Origin of the sequence: Segatella copri (assembly GCF_003465495.1) — a bacterium.
Lineage (GTDB): Bacteria > Bacteroidota > Bacteroidia > Bacteroidales > Bacteroidaceae > Prevotella > Prevotella copri_G.
In genome coordinates, this window is the sequence record NZ_QSAV01000041.1 from 695 (window position 1) to 16,368 (window position 15,674).

General features: G+C 43.8%; 15 protein-coding genes. 11 read left to right on the forward strand and 4 right to left on the reverse strand.

The window, feature by feature from the left end; genetic code table 11:
• The first annotated feature begins 273 nt into the window (after window positions 1-273).
• Window positions 274-579: a hypothetical protein gene (locus tag DWV53_RS11640; RefSeq protein ID WP_118154043.1), complete on the forward strand. Its 306-nt coding sequence runs from the start codon at window positions 274-276 to the stop codon at window positions 577-579.
• Window positions 580-713: 134 nt separating this feature from the next.
• A complete protein-coding gene (locus DWV53_RS11645; protein WP_259318978.1) occupies window positions 714-1,472 on the forward strand; it encodes a Bax inhibitor-1/YccA family protein in 759 nt (252 codons plus the stop codon).
• A 403-nt stretch (window positions 1,473-1,875) separates the two neighbouring features.
• Here the strand turns inward: DWV53_RS11645 and DWV53_RS15535 are convergent, their stop codons facing one another.
• The 3 genes from DWV53_RS15535 to DWV53_RS11655 all read right to left on the reverse strand — a co-directional run bounded on the left by DWV53_RS15535 (window position 1,876) and on the right by DWV53_RS11655 (window position 3,930).
• Complete coding sequence (locus tag DWV53_RS15535) at window positions 1,876-2,061, reverse strand: hypothetical protein (RefSeq protein WP_147347520.1); 186 nt, start codon at window positions 2,059-2,061, stop codon at window positions 1,876-1,878.
• A gap of 110 nt (window positions 2,062-2,171) precedes the next feature.
• Window positions 2,172-2,474: a hypothetical protein gene (locus tag DWV53_RS11650; RefSeq protein ID WP_118154046.1), complete on the reverse strand. Its 303-nt coding sequence runs from the start codon at window positions 2,472-2,474 to the stop codon at window positions 2,172-2,174.
• Between the two features lie 127 nt (window positions 2,475-2,601).
• Window positions 2,602-3,930, reverse strand: a complete 1,329-nt coding sequence (locus DWV53_RS11655) for an inositol-3-phosphate synthase (RefSeq protein WP_118154049.1) — start codon at window positions 3,928-3,930, stop codon at window positions 2,602-2,604.
• A gap of 331 nt (window positions 3,931-4,261) precedes the next feature.
• Here DWV53_RS11655 and argR point away from each other — a divergent pair, with 331 nt between their 5' ends.
• The 5 genes from argR to DWV53_RS11680 all read left to right on the forward strand — a co-directional run bounded on the left by argR (window position 4,262) and on the right by DWV53_RS11680 (window position 8,988).
• Window positions 4,262-4,750: an arginine repressor gene (gene argR, locus DWV53_RS11660; RefSeq protein ID WP_117694687.1), complete on the forward strand. Its 489-nt coding sequence runs from the start codon at window positions 4,262-4,264 to the stop codon at window positions 4,748-4,750.
• 91 nt (window positions 4,751-4,841) lie between these two features.
• Entirely contained in the window at window positions 4,842-5,453 is a 612-nt protein-coding gene (locus DWV53_RS11665; RefSeq protein WP_022121132.1) for a GNAT family N-acetyltransferase, read from the forward strand.
• Between the two features lie 75 nt (window positions 5,454-5,528).
• Window positions 5,529-6,731, forward strand: a complete 1,203-nt coding sequence (locus DWV53_RS11670; protein WP_118154052.1) for an argininosuccinate synthase — start codon at window positions 5,529-5,531, stop codon at window positions 6,729-6,731.
• A gap of 3 nt (window positions 6,732-6,734) precedes the next feature.
• Window positions 6,735-7,736 carry an N-acetyl-gamma-glutamyl-phosphate reductase gene (gene argC / locus DWV53_RS11675; RefSeq protein WP_118154055.1) on the forward strand — a complete coding sequence of 334 codons (1,002 nt, stop codon included), beginning with the start codon at window positions 6,735-6,737 and terminating at the stop codon, window positions 7,734-7,736.
• Between the two features lie 109 nt (window positions 7,737-7,845).
• Window positions 7,846-8,988: an aspartate aminotransferase family protein gene (locus DWV53_RS11680; RefSeq protein ID WP_118154058.1), complete on the forward strand. Its 1,143-nt coding sequence runs from the start codon at window positions 7,846-7,848 to the stop codon at window positions 8,986-8,988.
• Between the two features lie 161 nt (window positions 8,989-9,149).
• Here the strand turns inward: DWV53_RS11680 and DWV53_RS11685 are convergent, their stop codons facing one another.
• On the reverse strand, window positions 9,150-11,276 hold the full coding sequence (locus tag DWV53_RS11685; protein ID WP_118154061.1) for an outer membrane beta-barrel family protein: 2,127 nt from the start codon (window positions 11,274-11,276) through the stop codon (window positions 9,150-9,152).
• A gap of 324 nt (window positions 11,277-11,600) precedes the next feature.
• Between DWV53_RS11685 and DWV53_RS11690 the strand changes: the two genes are divergently transcribed.
• From DWV53_RS11690 to DWV53_RS11705, 4 genes are read left to right on the forward strand one after another with little or no spacing between them, the layout of a single operon-like run.
• Complete coding sequence (locus DWV53_RS11690) at window positions 11,601-11,969, forward strand: LytTR family DNA-binding domain-containing protein (RefSeq protein WP_118154064.1); 369 nt, start codon at window positions 11,601-11,603, stop codon at window positions 11,967-11,969.
• A 5-nt stretch (window positions 11,970-11,974) separates the two neighbouring features.
• Window positions 11,975-12,496 carry an energy transducer TonB family protein gene (locus DWV53_RS11695; protein WP_118139354.1) on the forward strand — a complete coding sequence of 174 codons (522 nt, stop codon included), beginning with the start codon at window positions 11,975-11,977 and terminating at the stop codon, window positions 12,494-12,496.
• 12 nt (window positions 12,497-12,508) lie between these two features.
• Window positions 12,509-13,567 carry a tetratricopeptide repeat protein gene (locus DWV53_RS11700; RefSeq protein WP_118154067.1) on the forward strand — a complete coding sequence of 353 codons (1,059 nt, stop codon included), beginning with the start codon at window positions 12,509-12,511 and terminating at the stop codon, window positions 13,565-13,567.
• A gap of 21 nt (window positions 13,568-13,588) precedes the next feature.
• On the forward strand, window positions 13,589-15,664 hold the full coding sequence (locus DWV53_RS11705) for an outer membrane beta-barrel protein (RefSeq protein WP_118154070.1): 2,076 nt from the start codon (window positions 13,589-13,591) through the stop codon (window positions 15,662-15,664).
• Window positions 15,665-15,674 lie beyond the last annotated feature (10 nt).

Genomic DNA, 15,674 nt, shown 5'->3' on the forward strand with positions numbered 1-15,674 from the left:
CCAGTTTCCATATCTTCGTCATCGGATTACCTACATTTGTCTTCTGGGTTTATCCTTCGGAGATATTCAGCTATCTTTCGGAGATAATTTCTTATCCTTCGGAGATATTCTGCTATCTTTCGGAGATATTATCTTATCCTTCGGAGATATTTTTCAGAATGATTCCATGATATTTTTCGCACTTTATTTCCCGAATCCACGCAAATCGCACAAATCGCATAGGTAGAAAACGGAAAAGACGTATCTTTGCATTCGAAATAAAACGAATAGCGTATGAGACTGGTAGAAGAAAGAGAAGATAAGAGATTAAGATGGCAATGGCAGATCAGTTTCAACCGCAAGGAGGCTGACATGAAGTCAGACATCACCATCATTCCTAGCGGCAACTATCATATCCTGATAAAGGGTCTGAAACAGAACGACATCATCAGAATATACGGAGCCTCAGGTGTCCTGGCACTTCAGAAACAGGCAAAATCTGATACAGAACTGCTTCGCTCGCCAGTAAATGGAACTGTAGCCGTAGAGGTAACACGAGGCAGAAAACAGATAGCCGTAAAGAAGACAGCCCTTAAATAAAGGAATGAATGACGTAAAATTACGGAATAAATGTTAATAAAGCGCAGAGATTATCGTTCGTTTCAATAATTGGCATTATCTTTGCGCTTATTATATTATTCAATAGACCATAAATAACAAAAGAAAATAGAATTATGACAGAAAAGGAAATGTACAATCTGATAAATAATCAGAACAACCAGCAGAGCAATGGCTTTGCTGTTAATGAGAAAGAGCGAGGTATAAGCGGTGTTTTCTCTGCTTTGATGCGCAAAGTGTATACATGGATGACCTTAGCTCTCCTGATTACGGGCGTTACTGCCTATGGTGTAGCTAGCAGTCCTACCCTGCTGATGACCTTGATGACAAGCCGCGGCTTGCTCTTTGGCTTGATTATCGCAGAGCTCGCTCTGGTATTTATCATTACCGGTGCCCTACAGAGACTTTCCCTGACTACGGCCACCCTACTCTTCATCGTCTACTCGGTTTTGAATGGTGCCATGCTTTCATCCGTATTCGTAGTATATACGATGACCAGTATTGCCAAGGTATTTTTTATTACAGCCGGCACATTTGGAGCAATGGCTTTCTATGGTTACACAACCAAGAAGGATTTGACCTCTTTAGGAAAAATACTCTTCATGGCGCTGATTGGTCTGATTATCGCTACCATAGTAAACATGTTCTTGAAGAGTTCGGGATTTGATTACATTTTGAGTTACGTCGGCGTAGCCATCTTCGTTGGCTTGACCGCTTGGGACAGTCAGAAAATCAAGCAGATGCTCCAGACACAATACGACATGAGCGAGGGCGCACAGAAACTGGCACTCATCGGAGCCTTGACCCTGTATCTCGATTTTATCAATCTCTTCCTCTACTTGCTCCGCATCTTCGGAGGCAGCAACAAGGAATAATGAAAACGAGAACCGGGAATAAAGTAAAAAAACAAAGAATAACATACATAACGAGAAAGGTTGGCTTGCCCTCAACGGGTTGGCCAACCTTTATTTTTTTAATTCCTAGAAAAGGTAAATGCTAGAGTTATATTCTCTTCAAAAAGTTCTATGGTGCAAAGATAGAAAAAAAAATCGAGAACCATGGTTTCAAAATAGAATTGAATCCCGATTTGATGGCGATTTCCGGCAAAGGATAGTTCGTTGACTTCAACAATTTCTCTGCATATTATATACGATAAGTATTCACATAATCATAAAACGTCTACCCATTCTGCCGGTTAAAATAGCGACTCAGATAAGTACGGTTCGTACCAGCAACCAGCGCCACATCAGACAATTTCAGTTTCGGATTGAGATAGATTTAATCTTCCTCGAACAACCGCTGCACCTCAGCAGCCATCCCCGAAACATCAACTTCGTTCTGCTCTAACGGTACAATTTCAATATCACTCAACTCTTCTATCACTGACTCATGCCTATAAACAAAATAATCTATCAGCATCCAGAGTATCAGAGAGCTTACCATATAGATATTGTCGTAATCCAATTTAATAACGAAACAGCTCAGCATCCATAAATGGCTCCCCAGACAGAAAGCACATAAAATCAGATGATATTATGGGTAAAAATATAGAACACCGGCAACAAGAGGAAAGGCTATTCCAGCATTAAAGCTTTCAGCCATCTGAACCAGCCCGGCTTCACCAGTTCCATCAACACAAAGCTGTAGAACGGAATAATCATCATATCCAACGAAGACGTAAGATACCACGCATGCTCGTTGTCAAAACCATAAATCAGAAAGAAAACCATGTCCTTTACCAACTGTAGGTCGACCACGATCATGAGCCACATAATCATCCGAAAGAGCATCTCCTTTCCTTTTCTCCAAAACAGGAAAGCCATCATGGAGAAGAACATCATGCTCATACCATAAATAAAGCTCGTTACCGAATCCATGTCTACTTTCTATATAAATAAACAAAAAGGCACACCTATGGAAAGATATTCTAACATTCCAAAGGTGTGCCATGATATAAATTAATGCCTCATATAATAAGGTGTAGTATTAAATGAAATAACCTAATTAGTCGATTTCCTCATCGGCCTCGTAACCACCCATCTCACGGATAGCATTCTTCAGCATCGCGTACTGCTGGTAGAGATGGTTCACAGGCTCTTCACCCTTAGTATAATCGTGCATAGGTGCCTTGAGGAAGAAACTCAAGAAACGCTGGATTCCGAAACGGCCTGCACGAGCTGCAAGATCGCTCAACAATGTAAGGTCGAGCAGCAATGGAGCAGCAAGGATAGAGTCACGGCAGAGGAAGTTAATCTTAATCTGCATTGGGTAACCCATCCAGCCGAAGATATCGATATTATCCCAACCCTCCTTGTTATCGTTACGAGGTGGATAATAGTTGATACGTACCTTGTGATAGTACTGAGTATCTTCATCGTTACCATGACCATAGAGATCTGGCTGAGCTTCTGGTTTCAGGATTGTCTCAAGAGTAGAGAGTTTACTTACCTCCTTGGTATGGAAATTAGCAGGTTCATCGAGAACGAGACCATCACGGTTGCCAAGAATATTGGTAGAGAACCAGCCATTCAAGCCGAGACAACGGGTACCGATGATAGGAGCGAAGCCACTCTTGACAAGAGTCTGGCCTGTCTTGAAGTCCTTACCGGCGATAGGCATCTTGGTCTTCTCTGCGAGTTCCCACATAGCAGGAATATCAACAGTTGTATTAGGAGCACCCATGATGAAAGGAGCACCCTCTGTCAAAGCAGCATAAGCGTAGCACATGGATGGAGCTACATGCTGGCGGTCGTCAGCCTTCATTGCTGCCTCAAGTGCAGCCAATGTACCATGAATCTTCATATCTACAGGAACGTAGATTTCGGTAGATGCTGCCCAGATAACAACGATACGTGCACAACCGTTCTTCTCCTTGAAGTCGCGGATATCCTGACGAAGAGCCTCTACCATCTCCCAGCGGGTCTTGCAATCCTTCACATTATCGCCATCAAGACGCTTTGCATAGTTCTTGTCAAAAGCAGCCTTCATTGGTACTACCTTCTCCAACTCCTCGCGTACAGGATTGATATCTTTTTCCTTCAATACCTCAGCATACATAGCTGCCTGATAAGCATTCTGCGGATAAACATCCCAAGTACCGAATACGATATCATTAAGGTCAGCAAGTGGAACGATGTCCTTATAGTGCAAATATTTCTTGTCTGCACCCTTGCCGACACGAATCTTGTCGTACTGAGTCATTGAACCTACTGGCTTTGCAAGTCCCTTACGAGTCATGAAAACACCGGTCATGAAGGTAGTAGCTACTGCGCCACAACCAACAACCAAGATTCCCAGCTTACCTTCTGCTGGTTTAACATTCATTTTTTCCATCTTCTAAAGGTTTATTTTATATTAAGTTGATTATAATCTAAGAATTGTGTCTGCAAAGATAACAAAAACTAATTGAACCGATGCGGTTTTCGTAGACTTTTTTTCAATAATTTACAATAATTAGCTTAAAATGGATAAAAAGGCTATTCTGTATCAAAAGCCAAGTGTAGAATATTTGTATGAAAGAAGATAATATATGCATATTTATTCCACGTTTATGCATAATGAAAGACAAAATAATGTTATTTTATGCATTTTTCTTTCATTTTATTTGGTTATTTGCAAAATATATTGTAATTTTGCAGCCGTTAAACGAATAAAAATACAGCATATGAAGGCAAAGAATAGCAGATTGGAAACTTTGAAGATGCTTATATCAAGTCAGGAGTTGAGTTCGCAAGACCAACTTTTGGAGGCTCTTCACAAAGAAGGCTTTAAGATTACGCAAGCCACATTGAGCCGTGACTTAAAACTGCTCAAGGTGGCAAAGGCAGCATCTTCGAGTGGAAAATATGCGTATGTCCTGCCCAACGATACATTATATAAGAGAGTATCAAACCATATTCCAGTGAGCAAGATGATGGTGAATACCGGATTTCAGTCTATCAACTTCTCCGGGAACATGGTCGTAATCAAAACCCGTCCGGGATATGCAAGCAGCATTGCCTATAATATAGATAATAGTGATATTCCTCAAATTCTTGGAACCATCGCCGGTGACGACACGATCTTCCTGGTTAAGAAGAAAGGTACCACAGAAGAGGAAATCATCAATGCACTAGCAGAGGTAATTCCAGACGTTCACCATAAATATATATAAGGTAGTTGCATTTTTATGCAAAACATACACCTTATTATATATATAAAGAAAGAATATTAAAACAAAAACATTTTAAGATAGAAGAGAAAAAATGGAAGAAGCAGAAGTTAAAGTAATGGTGGCTGACGAAAGTCACATCAAGTACATCGACACCATTCTGACTACAATTGCAGAAGCTGCAAAGAAGCGTGGTTCTGGTATCGCCAAGCGTTCACCAGAGTATGTTGCCACCAAGATGCGCGAAGCCAAGGCGGTCATCGCTCTCCAGGGCGAAAAGTTCGCAGGTTTCAGCTACATCGAAACATGGGGCAACAAGCACTATGTTACCACATCAGGTTTGATCGTTCACCCAGACTTCCGTGGTATGGGACTGGCTAAGCGTATCAAGAACCTTACCTTTACGCTTGCCCGACAGCGATGGCCTCATGCCAAGATTTTCTCTTTGACATCCGGTTCGGCTGTCATGAAGATGAACACCCAGCTGGGTTATCTTCCTGTTACCTTCGCCGACCTGACCGATGATGAGTCATTCTGGCGTGGTTGCGAGGGTTGCATCAACGTGGATGTCCTCCATCGTACCAACCGCAAATACTGCATCTGCACCGCCATGCTCTTCGACCCAGAAGAACATCTGCCTATCAAGCTTCCTCAGGAAGTGATTGAGAGAATCAGAAAGATTGACGGTCCATCTGCAGAAATTTAAATCCTTACATATAATTTAAGGTGTTGGCAAAAATGCCATCTAAACAGTATTCATCCATATTAAACATAAAATAAAATGGCAAATAAAAAAGTAGTAGTCGCTTTCAGCGGCGGTCTCGATACATCATACACAGTAATGAAGTTGACCCAGGATGGCTGGGATGTTTATGCAGCATGCGCTAACACAGGTGGTTTCTCTGCCGAGCAGTTGAAGACCAACGAGGAGAACGCATATAAATTGGGTGCCAAGGCATACGTCACTCTCGACGTTACCCATGAGTATTACGAGAAATCATTGAAATACATGATTTTCGGTAATGTGCTCCGCAACAACTGCTACCCTATCTCTGTATCTTCAGAGCGTATCTTCCAGGCTATCGCCATCGCTCGTTACGCCAAGGAGATTGGTGCTGATGCCATCGCTCACGGAAGTACAGGTGCCGGCAACGACCAGATTCGTTTCGACATGACCTTCCTGGTGATGGCTCCTGGTGTAGAGATCATCACCCTGACCCGTGACAAGGCGCTTTCTCGTAAGGAGGAGGTTGACTACCTGAACGAGCACGGTTTCTATGCAGACTTCACCAAGTTGAAGTATTCTTATAACGTAGGTATCTGGGGAACCAGTATCTGCGGTGGTGAGATTCTCGACCCAACACAAGGTCTTCCAGAGGAGGCTTATCTGAAGCACGTTACTGCCAAGGAAGAAGAGGCTGAACTGAAGATTACCTTCGAGAAGGGTGAAATCGTGGCTGTCAACGGCGAGAAGTTTGATGATAAGATTGCAGCCATCCAGAAGATTGAGGAGATTGGTGCTTCTTACGCCATCGGTCGCGACTGCAACGTGGGTGACACCATCATCGGTATCAAGGGTCGTGTAGGTTTCGAGGCTGCAGCTCCTAAGCTCATCATCGAGGCTCACCGCCTGTTGGAGAAGAGCACATTGAGCAAGTGGCAGCAGTATTGGAAGGACCAGGTAGGCAACTGGTACGGAATGTTCCTCCACGAGAGCCAGTACCTGGAGCCTGTAATGCCGGATATCGAGGCTATGCTGACTTCTTCTCAGCGCAACGTAAACGGTACAGCCATCTTGAAGCTCCGTCCATACAGTTTCCAGACTGTAGGTATTGATTCACCAGACGATTTGACCAAGTCTAAGCTCGGTGAGTATGGCGAGATGCAGCACGGTTGGACAGCAGAGGATGCGAAGGGCTTCATCAAGGTAAGCTCTACCCCACTCCGTGTTTATTATGGTATGCACCCTAACGAGGAAAGATAAATTATGGTAAAAGTAGGTATTTTAGGAGCAGCTGGTTATACAGGAGGTGAGTTGATTCGCCTCCTTATCAACCATCCTGAGGCAGAGATTGTATTCGCCAACAGCGAGAGTAACGCCGGCAACCTGGTGGCTGAGGTTCACGAGGGATTGTATGGCGAGACCGACTTGAAGTTTACCGCCGAGATGCCTTTCGACCAGGTGGATGTTATCTTCTTCTGCTTCGGTCACGGCAAGAGCGAGGCGTTCCTGAAGGAGCACAATGTTCCGGAGAACGTGAAGATTATCGACCTGGCACAGGACTTCCGTCTTGCCCCAGAGACTGTGGTTGCTACCCAGCAGCCAACCCCAGCCGCTCACGATTTTGTATATGGTCTTCCAGAAATAAATGAATCAAAAATAGCCGTAGCTCAGCACGTGGCAAACCCAGGTTGTTTTGCAACCTGCATTCAACTTGGTTTGTTGCCTGCTGCCAAGATGGGCCTCATCAACAGCGATGTATCTGTCAATGCCATTACAGGTAGCACCGGCGCTGGTCAGAAGCCAGGTGCCACTACCCATTTCTCATGGCGCAACAACAACATGAGCATCTACAAGGCATTCAACCATCAGCACGTGCCAGAGATTCGTCAGAGTCTGAAGCAGACACAGGGTTATCTCGATGCAGCCATCGACTTCATCCCTTACCGTGGCGACTTCGCCCGTGGCATCTTCGCTACAGAAGTGGTTAAGACCGACAAGCCAATCGAGGAAATCGTGGCTGGTTACAAGGAGTTCTACAAGGATGCCAAGTTCACCCACTATGTGGATAAGGCTATCGACTTGAAGCAGGTTGTGAATACCAACAAGTGCCTGGTTCATGTGGATAAGTATGGCGATAAGCTACTGATTACTTCCTGCATCGACAATCTTCTGAAGGGTGCCGTGGGTCAGGCTGTTCAGAACATGAACATCATGTTTGGTCTCGACCAGACAGCAGGTTTGAAACTCAAGCCATCAGCATTTTAGATAAAAGAATTCGGAAGAACGGATGAAAAATCATTCGTTCTTCTATCATAAAAAATAGTTTGTAATAAGATAACTCTATGAGTTGTCTTTCTTAAAACATAGATTTAACATGAAACTTTACGACGTATATCCTCTTTTCGATATTAATATAGTAAAAGGTAAGGGCTGTAAGGTATGGGACGACAAGGGTCAGGAATACCTCGACCTCTATGGCGGTCATGCCGTTATCAGCATCGGTCATTGCCATCCTCACTATGTAGAGATGCTCACCAACCAGTTGAATAATCTGGGTTTCTATTCCAACTCTGTCATCAACAAGTTGCAGGTAAAACTCGCAGAGCGTCTGGGCAAAGCTAGCGGTTATGAAGATTATCAGTTCTTCCTCATCAACTCTGGTGCCGAGGCAAATGAGAATGCCTTGAAGCTGGCTTCATTCACCAACGGAAGAACCCGCGTGCTTTCTATAGAGAAGGCTTTCCACGGCAGAACATCCCTTGCCGTAGAGGTTACAAATAATCCTAAGATCATCGCTCCAATCAATGATAATGGTCACGTAACCTATCTTCCTATCAACGATTTGGAGGCTTGGGAGAAGGAACTTGCCAAGGGCGATGTCTGCGCTTGTATCATCGAGGCGATTCAGGGCGTAGGTGGCTGCAACATGGTTACTTCTGAGTTTGCTCAGGGCTTGCAGGCTGCCTGCAAGAAATACGGTACTTTCCTGATTTGCGATGAAATCCAGTGCGGTTATGGCAGAAGCGGTAAGTTCTTCGCTCACCAGTGGTTGGGCATCAAGCCAGATCTCATCACCGTAGCCAAGGGTATCGGTAACGGTTTCCCTATGGGTGGCGTGTTGATTTCTCCAGAGTTTACTCCTGTATATGGTCAGTTGGGTACTACCTTTGGTGGCAACCACCTGGCATGTACAGCAGCTCTCGCCGTTCTCGATGTATTCGAGAAGGAGAACCTGGTAGAGAATGCACATGAAGTTGGTGAATATCTCATTGCCCAGCTGAAGGAGTTGCAGAAGCGCAACAGCCATATCACAGAGGTTCGTGGCCGTGGCTTGATGGTAGGTGCCGTACTCGATATTCCTCACAAGGAAGTTCGCAGCAAGCTCATCCACGAGCAGCACTGCTTCACCGGTTGCGCCGGCACCAACATCCTCCGTATCCTCCCTCCATTGGTATTGACCAAGGAAAATGTGGATGACTTCATCGGAAGATTGGAAACCGTATTGAAGGAAGTATAAACCCATTGAGATAAGGATATAAAGAAAACTCAACCCATAAAAGAAATAGGAAACACTCCTATCTTGAGCAGCAAGCCCTTTGCGGTTTGCTGCTTTTTTGTTCCCCTTATAGGAAATCATCTTAAATGTCTCTACTTTCGAATAAAAATAATAAAAGATATTTATAGTCGATTCAACTCTGCATTACCGGCACCAGTTCCCTTGTACTTGCTACGTGTGGTATTGAACTTATAGCGAAGGGTGAGTTGCAGGTCTCTCGTACCTCGCTTAGACACTTGCAAGAGTTCCATCTTCTGGTTATAGAGCAAGTCGGCATCCCAACATTTATAAAGCAGGTCGTTGCCTTTTATTTCCAAGGTAAGGGCATCCTTTAGGAATGACTTGCTGATGCTGACATCCAGTACATGCTGCTCTTTGGCAAGATATACATTCATCGTGTTACCCTTGCTCTGATAGCGATAATCCACGTTAAGGGTGATACCGCATGGCAAGGATAAGGCATTGTTGAAGTTGCCCATGAAGATAGGACGATTCAAGCGATAAGATGCCACATCAGTATGGAGGCTGAACCAGGGTTTCTGCATGCCCAAGTTGATTTGCGGCGCCCAAATGCCTATCTTTGGAGCGGCACTGATGTAGGCAGTCATGCTCTTGAGGCTCTTCACGTTCTTACGACTTATCATGGTAATAGCTTCGTTCCCAGGTATTTGCTCCGCCCAATAGATAATGGCATTGCGAGAGTCCCTGTAGTTGACCATAAACTGAATGAACTTCCATACACCCGATAATTCCACTCTGTGATTGGTTTCGTTGTCGAGATAAGGATTACCTGTCTGGCGAGTAAATCGATTCATATAAGATACATTGTTGCTCAGTTGACTATATGAAGGACGAGAGGTCTTTACCGAATAGCTTAACTGTGCCATTACCTTGCCTATCTTCGCACCATAGCTGATGGTAGGAAAGAGGTTGCGGAAGGAGCGACTCTGCTCGGGCTGATAGATGCCTGCATCATAATACTTGAATCTTACATACTCGTATCGCAACCCTGCCGTGATGTTTCCTATCGGGGTGAGGCGTGCGTATTGGATAAATGGACTTGCCGTCTGCTCCTCCAATTTGCTATAAGAGTTGGCAAGGAGGTCGGTACGATTCACTTCGTAGTCATCGTTGCGACGGGTATGGATATACTCAGCTCCATAGGAGAGATTACCTCCTAAGAGAGGAGAGGTAATTACGAGTTTGGTGGCTACCATCTTGTTGCTCACACGATTCTTGGAGTTGACGTTACGAGAATCGTGCTCCTGGCTCTGTTCATCGCTATAGGCATAAGCCCTGTTTGTACTGCAATAGAGGTCGGTATTCAGATCAATAGTGGTCTTGCCCAAAGTGCCGTTGTAGTAGGCATTCAATTGATGGCTAGGGCTGTCCTTGTCGACCGTCAGACCATCGGTTTTGATATAGTCGTAAAACTTACCGTCGGCAGTTACCTGACTATCGAAAAAATCTTTTGAGCGAGAATAGCCTGGCGAGGTCAAGGTGTATCTCGCACCAATGGAATGATTGGCATTGAAATCATAGCTAAAACCACTGATAAGACGATGCGATTCTATACGACCTGTTACTTCGTTGTTGTTATGCTGTTGCCAAAGCGTATCTACATGTACAGTCTGATTGTAGGAGGCCTTTTGCATCCATGTTGCATCAGAGAACTTATAAGTGGCAAAGAGATTCAGTCCATTATGGCGATAGTTCATGTTAACCTGTTGGATGGTATTGTCATGCTTATTGTACCAATACACAGAGCGAGTATCAAAGCCGAAACCTTCGCCTTTCTTCTTGATGGTCTTGATTTTGATTACCGCATTTACCGAAGCATCGTAGGTGGCTCCAGGATTCTGGATGACTTCCACACTCTTGATGTCAGAAGATTTGATGTTATCCAACTCACTGATGTGTTGCATCTTCCTGCCGTTGATATATATAATAGGTGTACCCTTGCCGACCACCTCATATCCATCTTTCTTCTTCACGATGCTCGGCACATGCTTCAATACATCTTCAGCCGTACCCATCTTGCTAAGCACGGTTCCTGCCACATTGGTCAGCAGTCCTTCGTGGGTCTTCTTATATTGAGGAAGATGAGCTTTCACCACCACTTCGCCAAGTTCTTTGGAGAACTTATCAAATAGGGTCGTGTCGGAAATCTGTTCGCCGTTGATGTTCTGTGCCATCATCTGTGTTATGGTAATGCCACAGAAGGATGCTACTAACGCAAGTCTTTTCATTGTCTTATTATTCTTTATGTTGTTACTATTCTTATTTATTGCAAAATAGCAAGGCAACGGCTATGCCAAAAACATAAACAATTGATTATCAGAATATATAGAAACAAAGTCCATAAAACGGCCTGTCTAAATACTTGACACTGCTGTCTAGTTATTAGACACTCTGTGGTTTAACGATTTTAGTTGACCACCTTAAACAGATAGTCATATCTGGAGTTTGACTTCATATTTTTCACAAAACAAGTCCACTGGTTCACAAAAAACACGCTACATCCAGCCATACTTTTTAAATATTTTGCTTATCTTTGCACCAAACTTATCAGTATGGAAGAATATCTCATCATATCAAATGCCAACTTCTTGCTCAGAGTGGCTTCCGAACAGATAGTATACGTCTGTTCGGAAGGAAGCTATTGCAATCTCCGACTCACCAACGGCGATGAATACACCTTCTCGTTCAACCTTGTGGTCTTTGAGAAGAAAATAGTAGAGCAACTTGCCCAAACGGCACACTTCTTCGCTCGTGTTGGCAGAAACTACATTATTAATAGTCAGCACATTTTCAGCATCAACCTCAACACTTCAGAACTAGTTTTGTACAACGAACGTTTTTGCAAGAAATTCACTCTGCACGTCAGCAAGGAACCACTCAAACAATTAAAAGCACTTTTAGACAACTCCATAAAATCGTAAAAGGTATGAAAGAAAAAAACAATCAGGAAGAAACTTATTTCTTGGGCAAAGCACAGGAAACAAGATACACAAAATCTCATATATATAAAAAGGTATTTGGGATAGCCGCTTGCGTGATAGCAATAATAGGTATAACCATCGTCCTTATGTTCAAACCGCAAAGCGTATCACAACCTCATGTGTTAAAGACGATAGCCGTTTTACCGGAAGGTGGTCAGATGCCAATCTTCAACGGCAATGGCGACATCAACGATTTCTTGAGATGGGTGATGACAAACATACAATATCCTAAAGGATTGGAAGACAAGCCTGCGCGAGTCGTCATCAACTTCACCGTTCAAAAGGATGGAACATTGGGATTGTTTAAAGTTCTCGAAGCTCCCAAAGAAAAAGCCTACGAGCAGACTGTGATTGAACTTCTCAAGAAAAGTCCCCATTGGAAGCCTGCCAGACTCTCCGATGGCGAGGAAGTCAACATGGAGTTTACCTTGCCTGTCGTTTTCACTCCCGAAGTAAGAAAGAAATAATCTGCAAAAACGATGAAACAGTTTAGATTGATCCTTATATTATGGCTATGTATGGCAATGAATGCCAAGGCCAACGAGACCGCAGCTAATCTACTTCAACAAGGAGATAGCTGTTTGAGTAGATATGTTGTATTTCATGCAACCCAATACTACCAAAAGTATCTGGAAGCAAATCCATCTCACCTGGGAGCACGCAGGAAACTGGCTTCCTGCTATCGGAAAGTAGGCAACTACACCGCCTGCATTTCTTGCCTAGACAAGATTCCATCAGATAGCATTAACCACGAAGACATGCGAATGTTCTATTATGCATATCTCAATCAGAACAACAATGACAAGGTTTCTCTCTGGGGTGAACGCATCGCATTCTTATTCCCATACGACAGTGAAATTATCGCTTCGCTTGCAGTGCATTACAATGGAGTGAACAAACCAGACAGAGCAGAAAAAGTGGCGAAGAATTACATTTCTCAATGTGATTCCACGAACTTATATGTCAACAAGGAATATGCCTATTCCCTATTCATGCAATTCAAATACGATGAAGCTATACCCTTGTATGAGAAACTGATAGCGCAAGGATTTGATAATTTCGAATCCAATTTCATCCTTGGTCTCTGTTATGAGGACCTGCCGGACAATGAAAAGGCGCTGAAACATTACCAGAAAGCAGTTCAGTTCAAAAACGACAATGCCACTTGCCTTTTCCACTTGGCTTTGATAGAGAAATCCTTCTGCATGGATTCACTGTCTATGGCTCATTTCAACCAGTCGTTAGAGGTTTCCTTGCCAAAAGACAGAGCATTGCGAACCTATAAATGGCTAGCCGACTTACATTTTCAACACAACCGATATGCAGACGCTGCCCGTGACTTTGAGTTATGCACCTTATACGATGAGGAAGATAATCCTCTCAACTATTACAATGCCGCCCAAATGTTCATCGCTTCCAAAAACAAGTTGAAAGCGAAACTGTATCTCCAGTTATTCTTAGCAAATGCAAACAGACTGGAAGATAAAAAAGAGGCAGCGCAACTCATATCCAAAGCCAAAGAGCAACTCAAGCAATAACCATCAAACTCACATAAATACATGAAAATAAATTTTATCTTAGGTTCAGCATTATTGCTGAGCCAGCCCCTTTGCGCTCAAAACGAAGAGGCTAAAGACACGCTTACCGCCCAGATGATGATGCAAAACCTGCCAGAGGTTTTCGTCAAGGCGACACGTCCTATCGTCAAGGCAGAAAGAGGACAGTTGGTTTACAACATGCCACTGCTCATAGAGAAAATGCCGGCAGACAACGCTTATGATGCCCTTACCCGAATACCAGGAGTAAACGAACTAAACGGCAACATCAATTATGCAGGAAAGGAACTGACTCTCATCATCAACGGCAAACCAACCACGCTCAATTACGCACAACTGGCAGAGCGATTGAAAGCCATACCCGCATCACAATTAGCCAAAGCCGAAGTGATGCTGGCAGCGCCAGCACGCTTACATGTTCGTGGAATGGTCATCAACCTGATTACCAAAGACTATGTAGGAAAAAACCTGCTTTCAGGACAAATACAAAGCATCTGGAGCCAAAGCAAATACGGAGAAGGGAAAGGCAAAGCCAACCTGCTGTTCCAAAAAGGAAAATTCGGTCTGGATGCCATGTATTCATTTACAGATGGAACATCATACGGTGAGACTACTACCAATGCCAATCATCCCCTTCAAGGGAAACGAGTAGCGTATTATGACAAGGCCTCACAGAAAACCCTTGGATTGACTCACAACTATCGCTTGGGACTGAGTTATGCATTTGCTGATAACCACCAGCTATCCCTGGCATATACAGGAAAATGGGACAGCAGTCATCCTCATCATGAAACGATGGGAACAGGCACATCCCAGCAACAGGGCAATGAGCATACCTACCTGCACAATGTAGATGCTAACTACAATCTGCCCTTCGGACTACAAATAGGCATATCCTATCTCAACTACCAAAATCCCAGCCAGCAATATCTGGAAGGAACAATACTTGACGAAGAGCGTATTCTATACACAAACAGCAAGCAGGTAATAGACAAATGGCTTTTCACCGCCGATCAATCCCACTCATTGAAGAAGGGTTGGGAGCTGTCGTATGGTATGAAATTCCAAAACAGCAACAACAGAAGCTACCAAGCCACGACCAACAAGGATGGAGCAGACATTCCAGATGCAACCAGCCAGGTGAATATCGAAGAAAGAATCTTGAGTTTCTATGGCGGCATAAGCAAACAGATAAACGAGCGAATCAGCTTGGAAGCCTCTGTCGAAGCGGAGCAGTACCATTCTCCACAATGGAACAAATGGCATATTTACCCCACACTTAATGCATCGTGGAAAGCCAATCCTGGCAACATACTCAACTTATCCTTCAGTTCCAGCTCACAGTTTCCTAGCTATTGGTCAACTATGAGCAGCATTTACTATGCCTCTACCTATATGGAGATATGGGGAAATCCTCATCTCAAGCCTTACTCTACATACGAGACCAACCTGATGTGGACAATCAAAAGTCGCCATACATTGATGGCATTTGCAGAGTTCCGACCCAACTATTCTGTGCAGTTGCCTTATCAGGCTACCGACCACCTGGCAGTCATTATGAAGGAGACCAATTTCGACTATAATCATACTATAGGCATTAGAGCATCGACGACTTTCGGTATAGGCAATTGGATGAACGGAAGTGTTTCGGCAACAGGAATCTACAGACATGACAAGAGTAACGATTTCTTTGACTTGCCCTTCAATCGCAAACATATCTCTGCCATTCTTGCCGGAAATCTATCCGCCCAGCTTAGCCGAAGCCATCACATCCATTTCATACTTAACCCATTCTATCAGTCGAAAACCATTCAAGGACTCTATGACATCAAATCAGTCTTTCTCTTGATTGCTATGTTGAGATGGGCTTCCGATAATGATAAATGGAGCATTGTGGTTAAAGGCAGCAACATCTTCAACGAGGGATTCTCTACAAAATCAGTACAAGGCAATCAAGACTATCACATGAACATCAAGCAAGATTGGGCATCTGCCTCCATCTCCATCATCTATAAGATAGGCAAGTACAAGGAGAAGAGAACCAAGGACGTGGATACTTCCAGAATGGGAGTAAACTAGCGAATTTCTT

What these genes read in the sequence shown, in the direction of transcription:
- DWV53_RS11690 (WP_118154064.1), top strand. Translation starts at nt 11,601, where the DNA reads ATGGAAGAATATCTCATCATATCAAATGCCAACTTCTTGCTCAGAGTG.
- argR (WP_117694687.1), top strand. Translation starts at nt 4,262, where the DNA reads ATGAAGGCAAAGAATAGCAGATTGGAAACTTTGAAGATGCTTATATCA.
- DWV53_RS11695 (WP_118139354.1), top strand. Translation starts at nt 11,975, where the DNA reads ATGAAAGAAAAAAACAATCAGGAAGAAACTTATTTCTTGGGCAAAGCA.
- DWV53_RS11680 (WP_118154058.1), top strand. Translation starts at nt 7,846, where the DNA reads ATGAAACTTTACGACGTATATCCTCTTTTCGATATTAATATAGTAAAA.
- DWV53_RS11705 (WP_118154070.1), top strand. Translation starts at nt 13,589, where the DNA reads ATGAAAATAAATTTTATCTTAGGTTCAGCATTATTGCTGAGCCAGCCC.
- argC (WP_118154055.1), top strand. Translation starts at nt 6,735, where the DNA reads ATGGTAAAAGTAGGTATTTTAGGAGCAGCTGGTTATACAGGAGGTGAG.
- DWV53_RS11650 (WP_118154046.1), bottom strand. Translation starts at nt 2,474, where the DNA reads ATGGATTCGGTAACGAGCTTTATTTATGGTATGAGCATGATGTTCTTC.
- DWV53_RS11640 (WP_118154043.1), top strand. Translation starts at nt 274, where the DNA reads ATGAGACTGGTAGAAGAAAGAGAAGATAAGAGATTAAGATGGCAATGG.
- DWV53_RS11655 (WP_118154049.1), bottom strand. Translation starts at nt 3,930, where the DNA reads ATGGAAAAAATGAATGTTAAACCAGCAGAAGGTAAGCTGGGAATCTTG.
- DWV53_RS11685 (WP_118154061.1), bottom strand. Translation starts at nt 11,276, where the DNA reads ATGAAAAGACTTGCGTTAGTAGCATCCTTCTGTGGCATTACCATAACA.
- DWV53_RS11645 (WP_259318978.1), top strand. Translation starts at nt 714, where the DNA reads ATGACAGAAAAGGAAATGTACAATCTGATAAATAATCAGAACAACCAG.
- DWV53_RS11670 (WP_118154052.1), top strand. Translation starts at nt 5,529, where the DNA reads ATGGCAAATAAAAAAGTAGTAGTCGCTTTCAGCGGCGGTCTCGATACA.
- DWV53_RS11700 (WP_118154067.1), top strand. Translation starts at nt 12,509, where the DNA reads ATGAAACAGTTTAGATTGATCCTTATATTATGGCTATGTATGGCAATG.
- DWV53_RS11665 (WP_022121132.1), top strand. Translation starts at nt 4,842, where the DNA reads ATGGAAGAAGCAGAAGTTAAAGTAATGGTGGCTGACGAAAGTCACATC.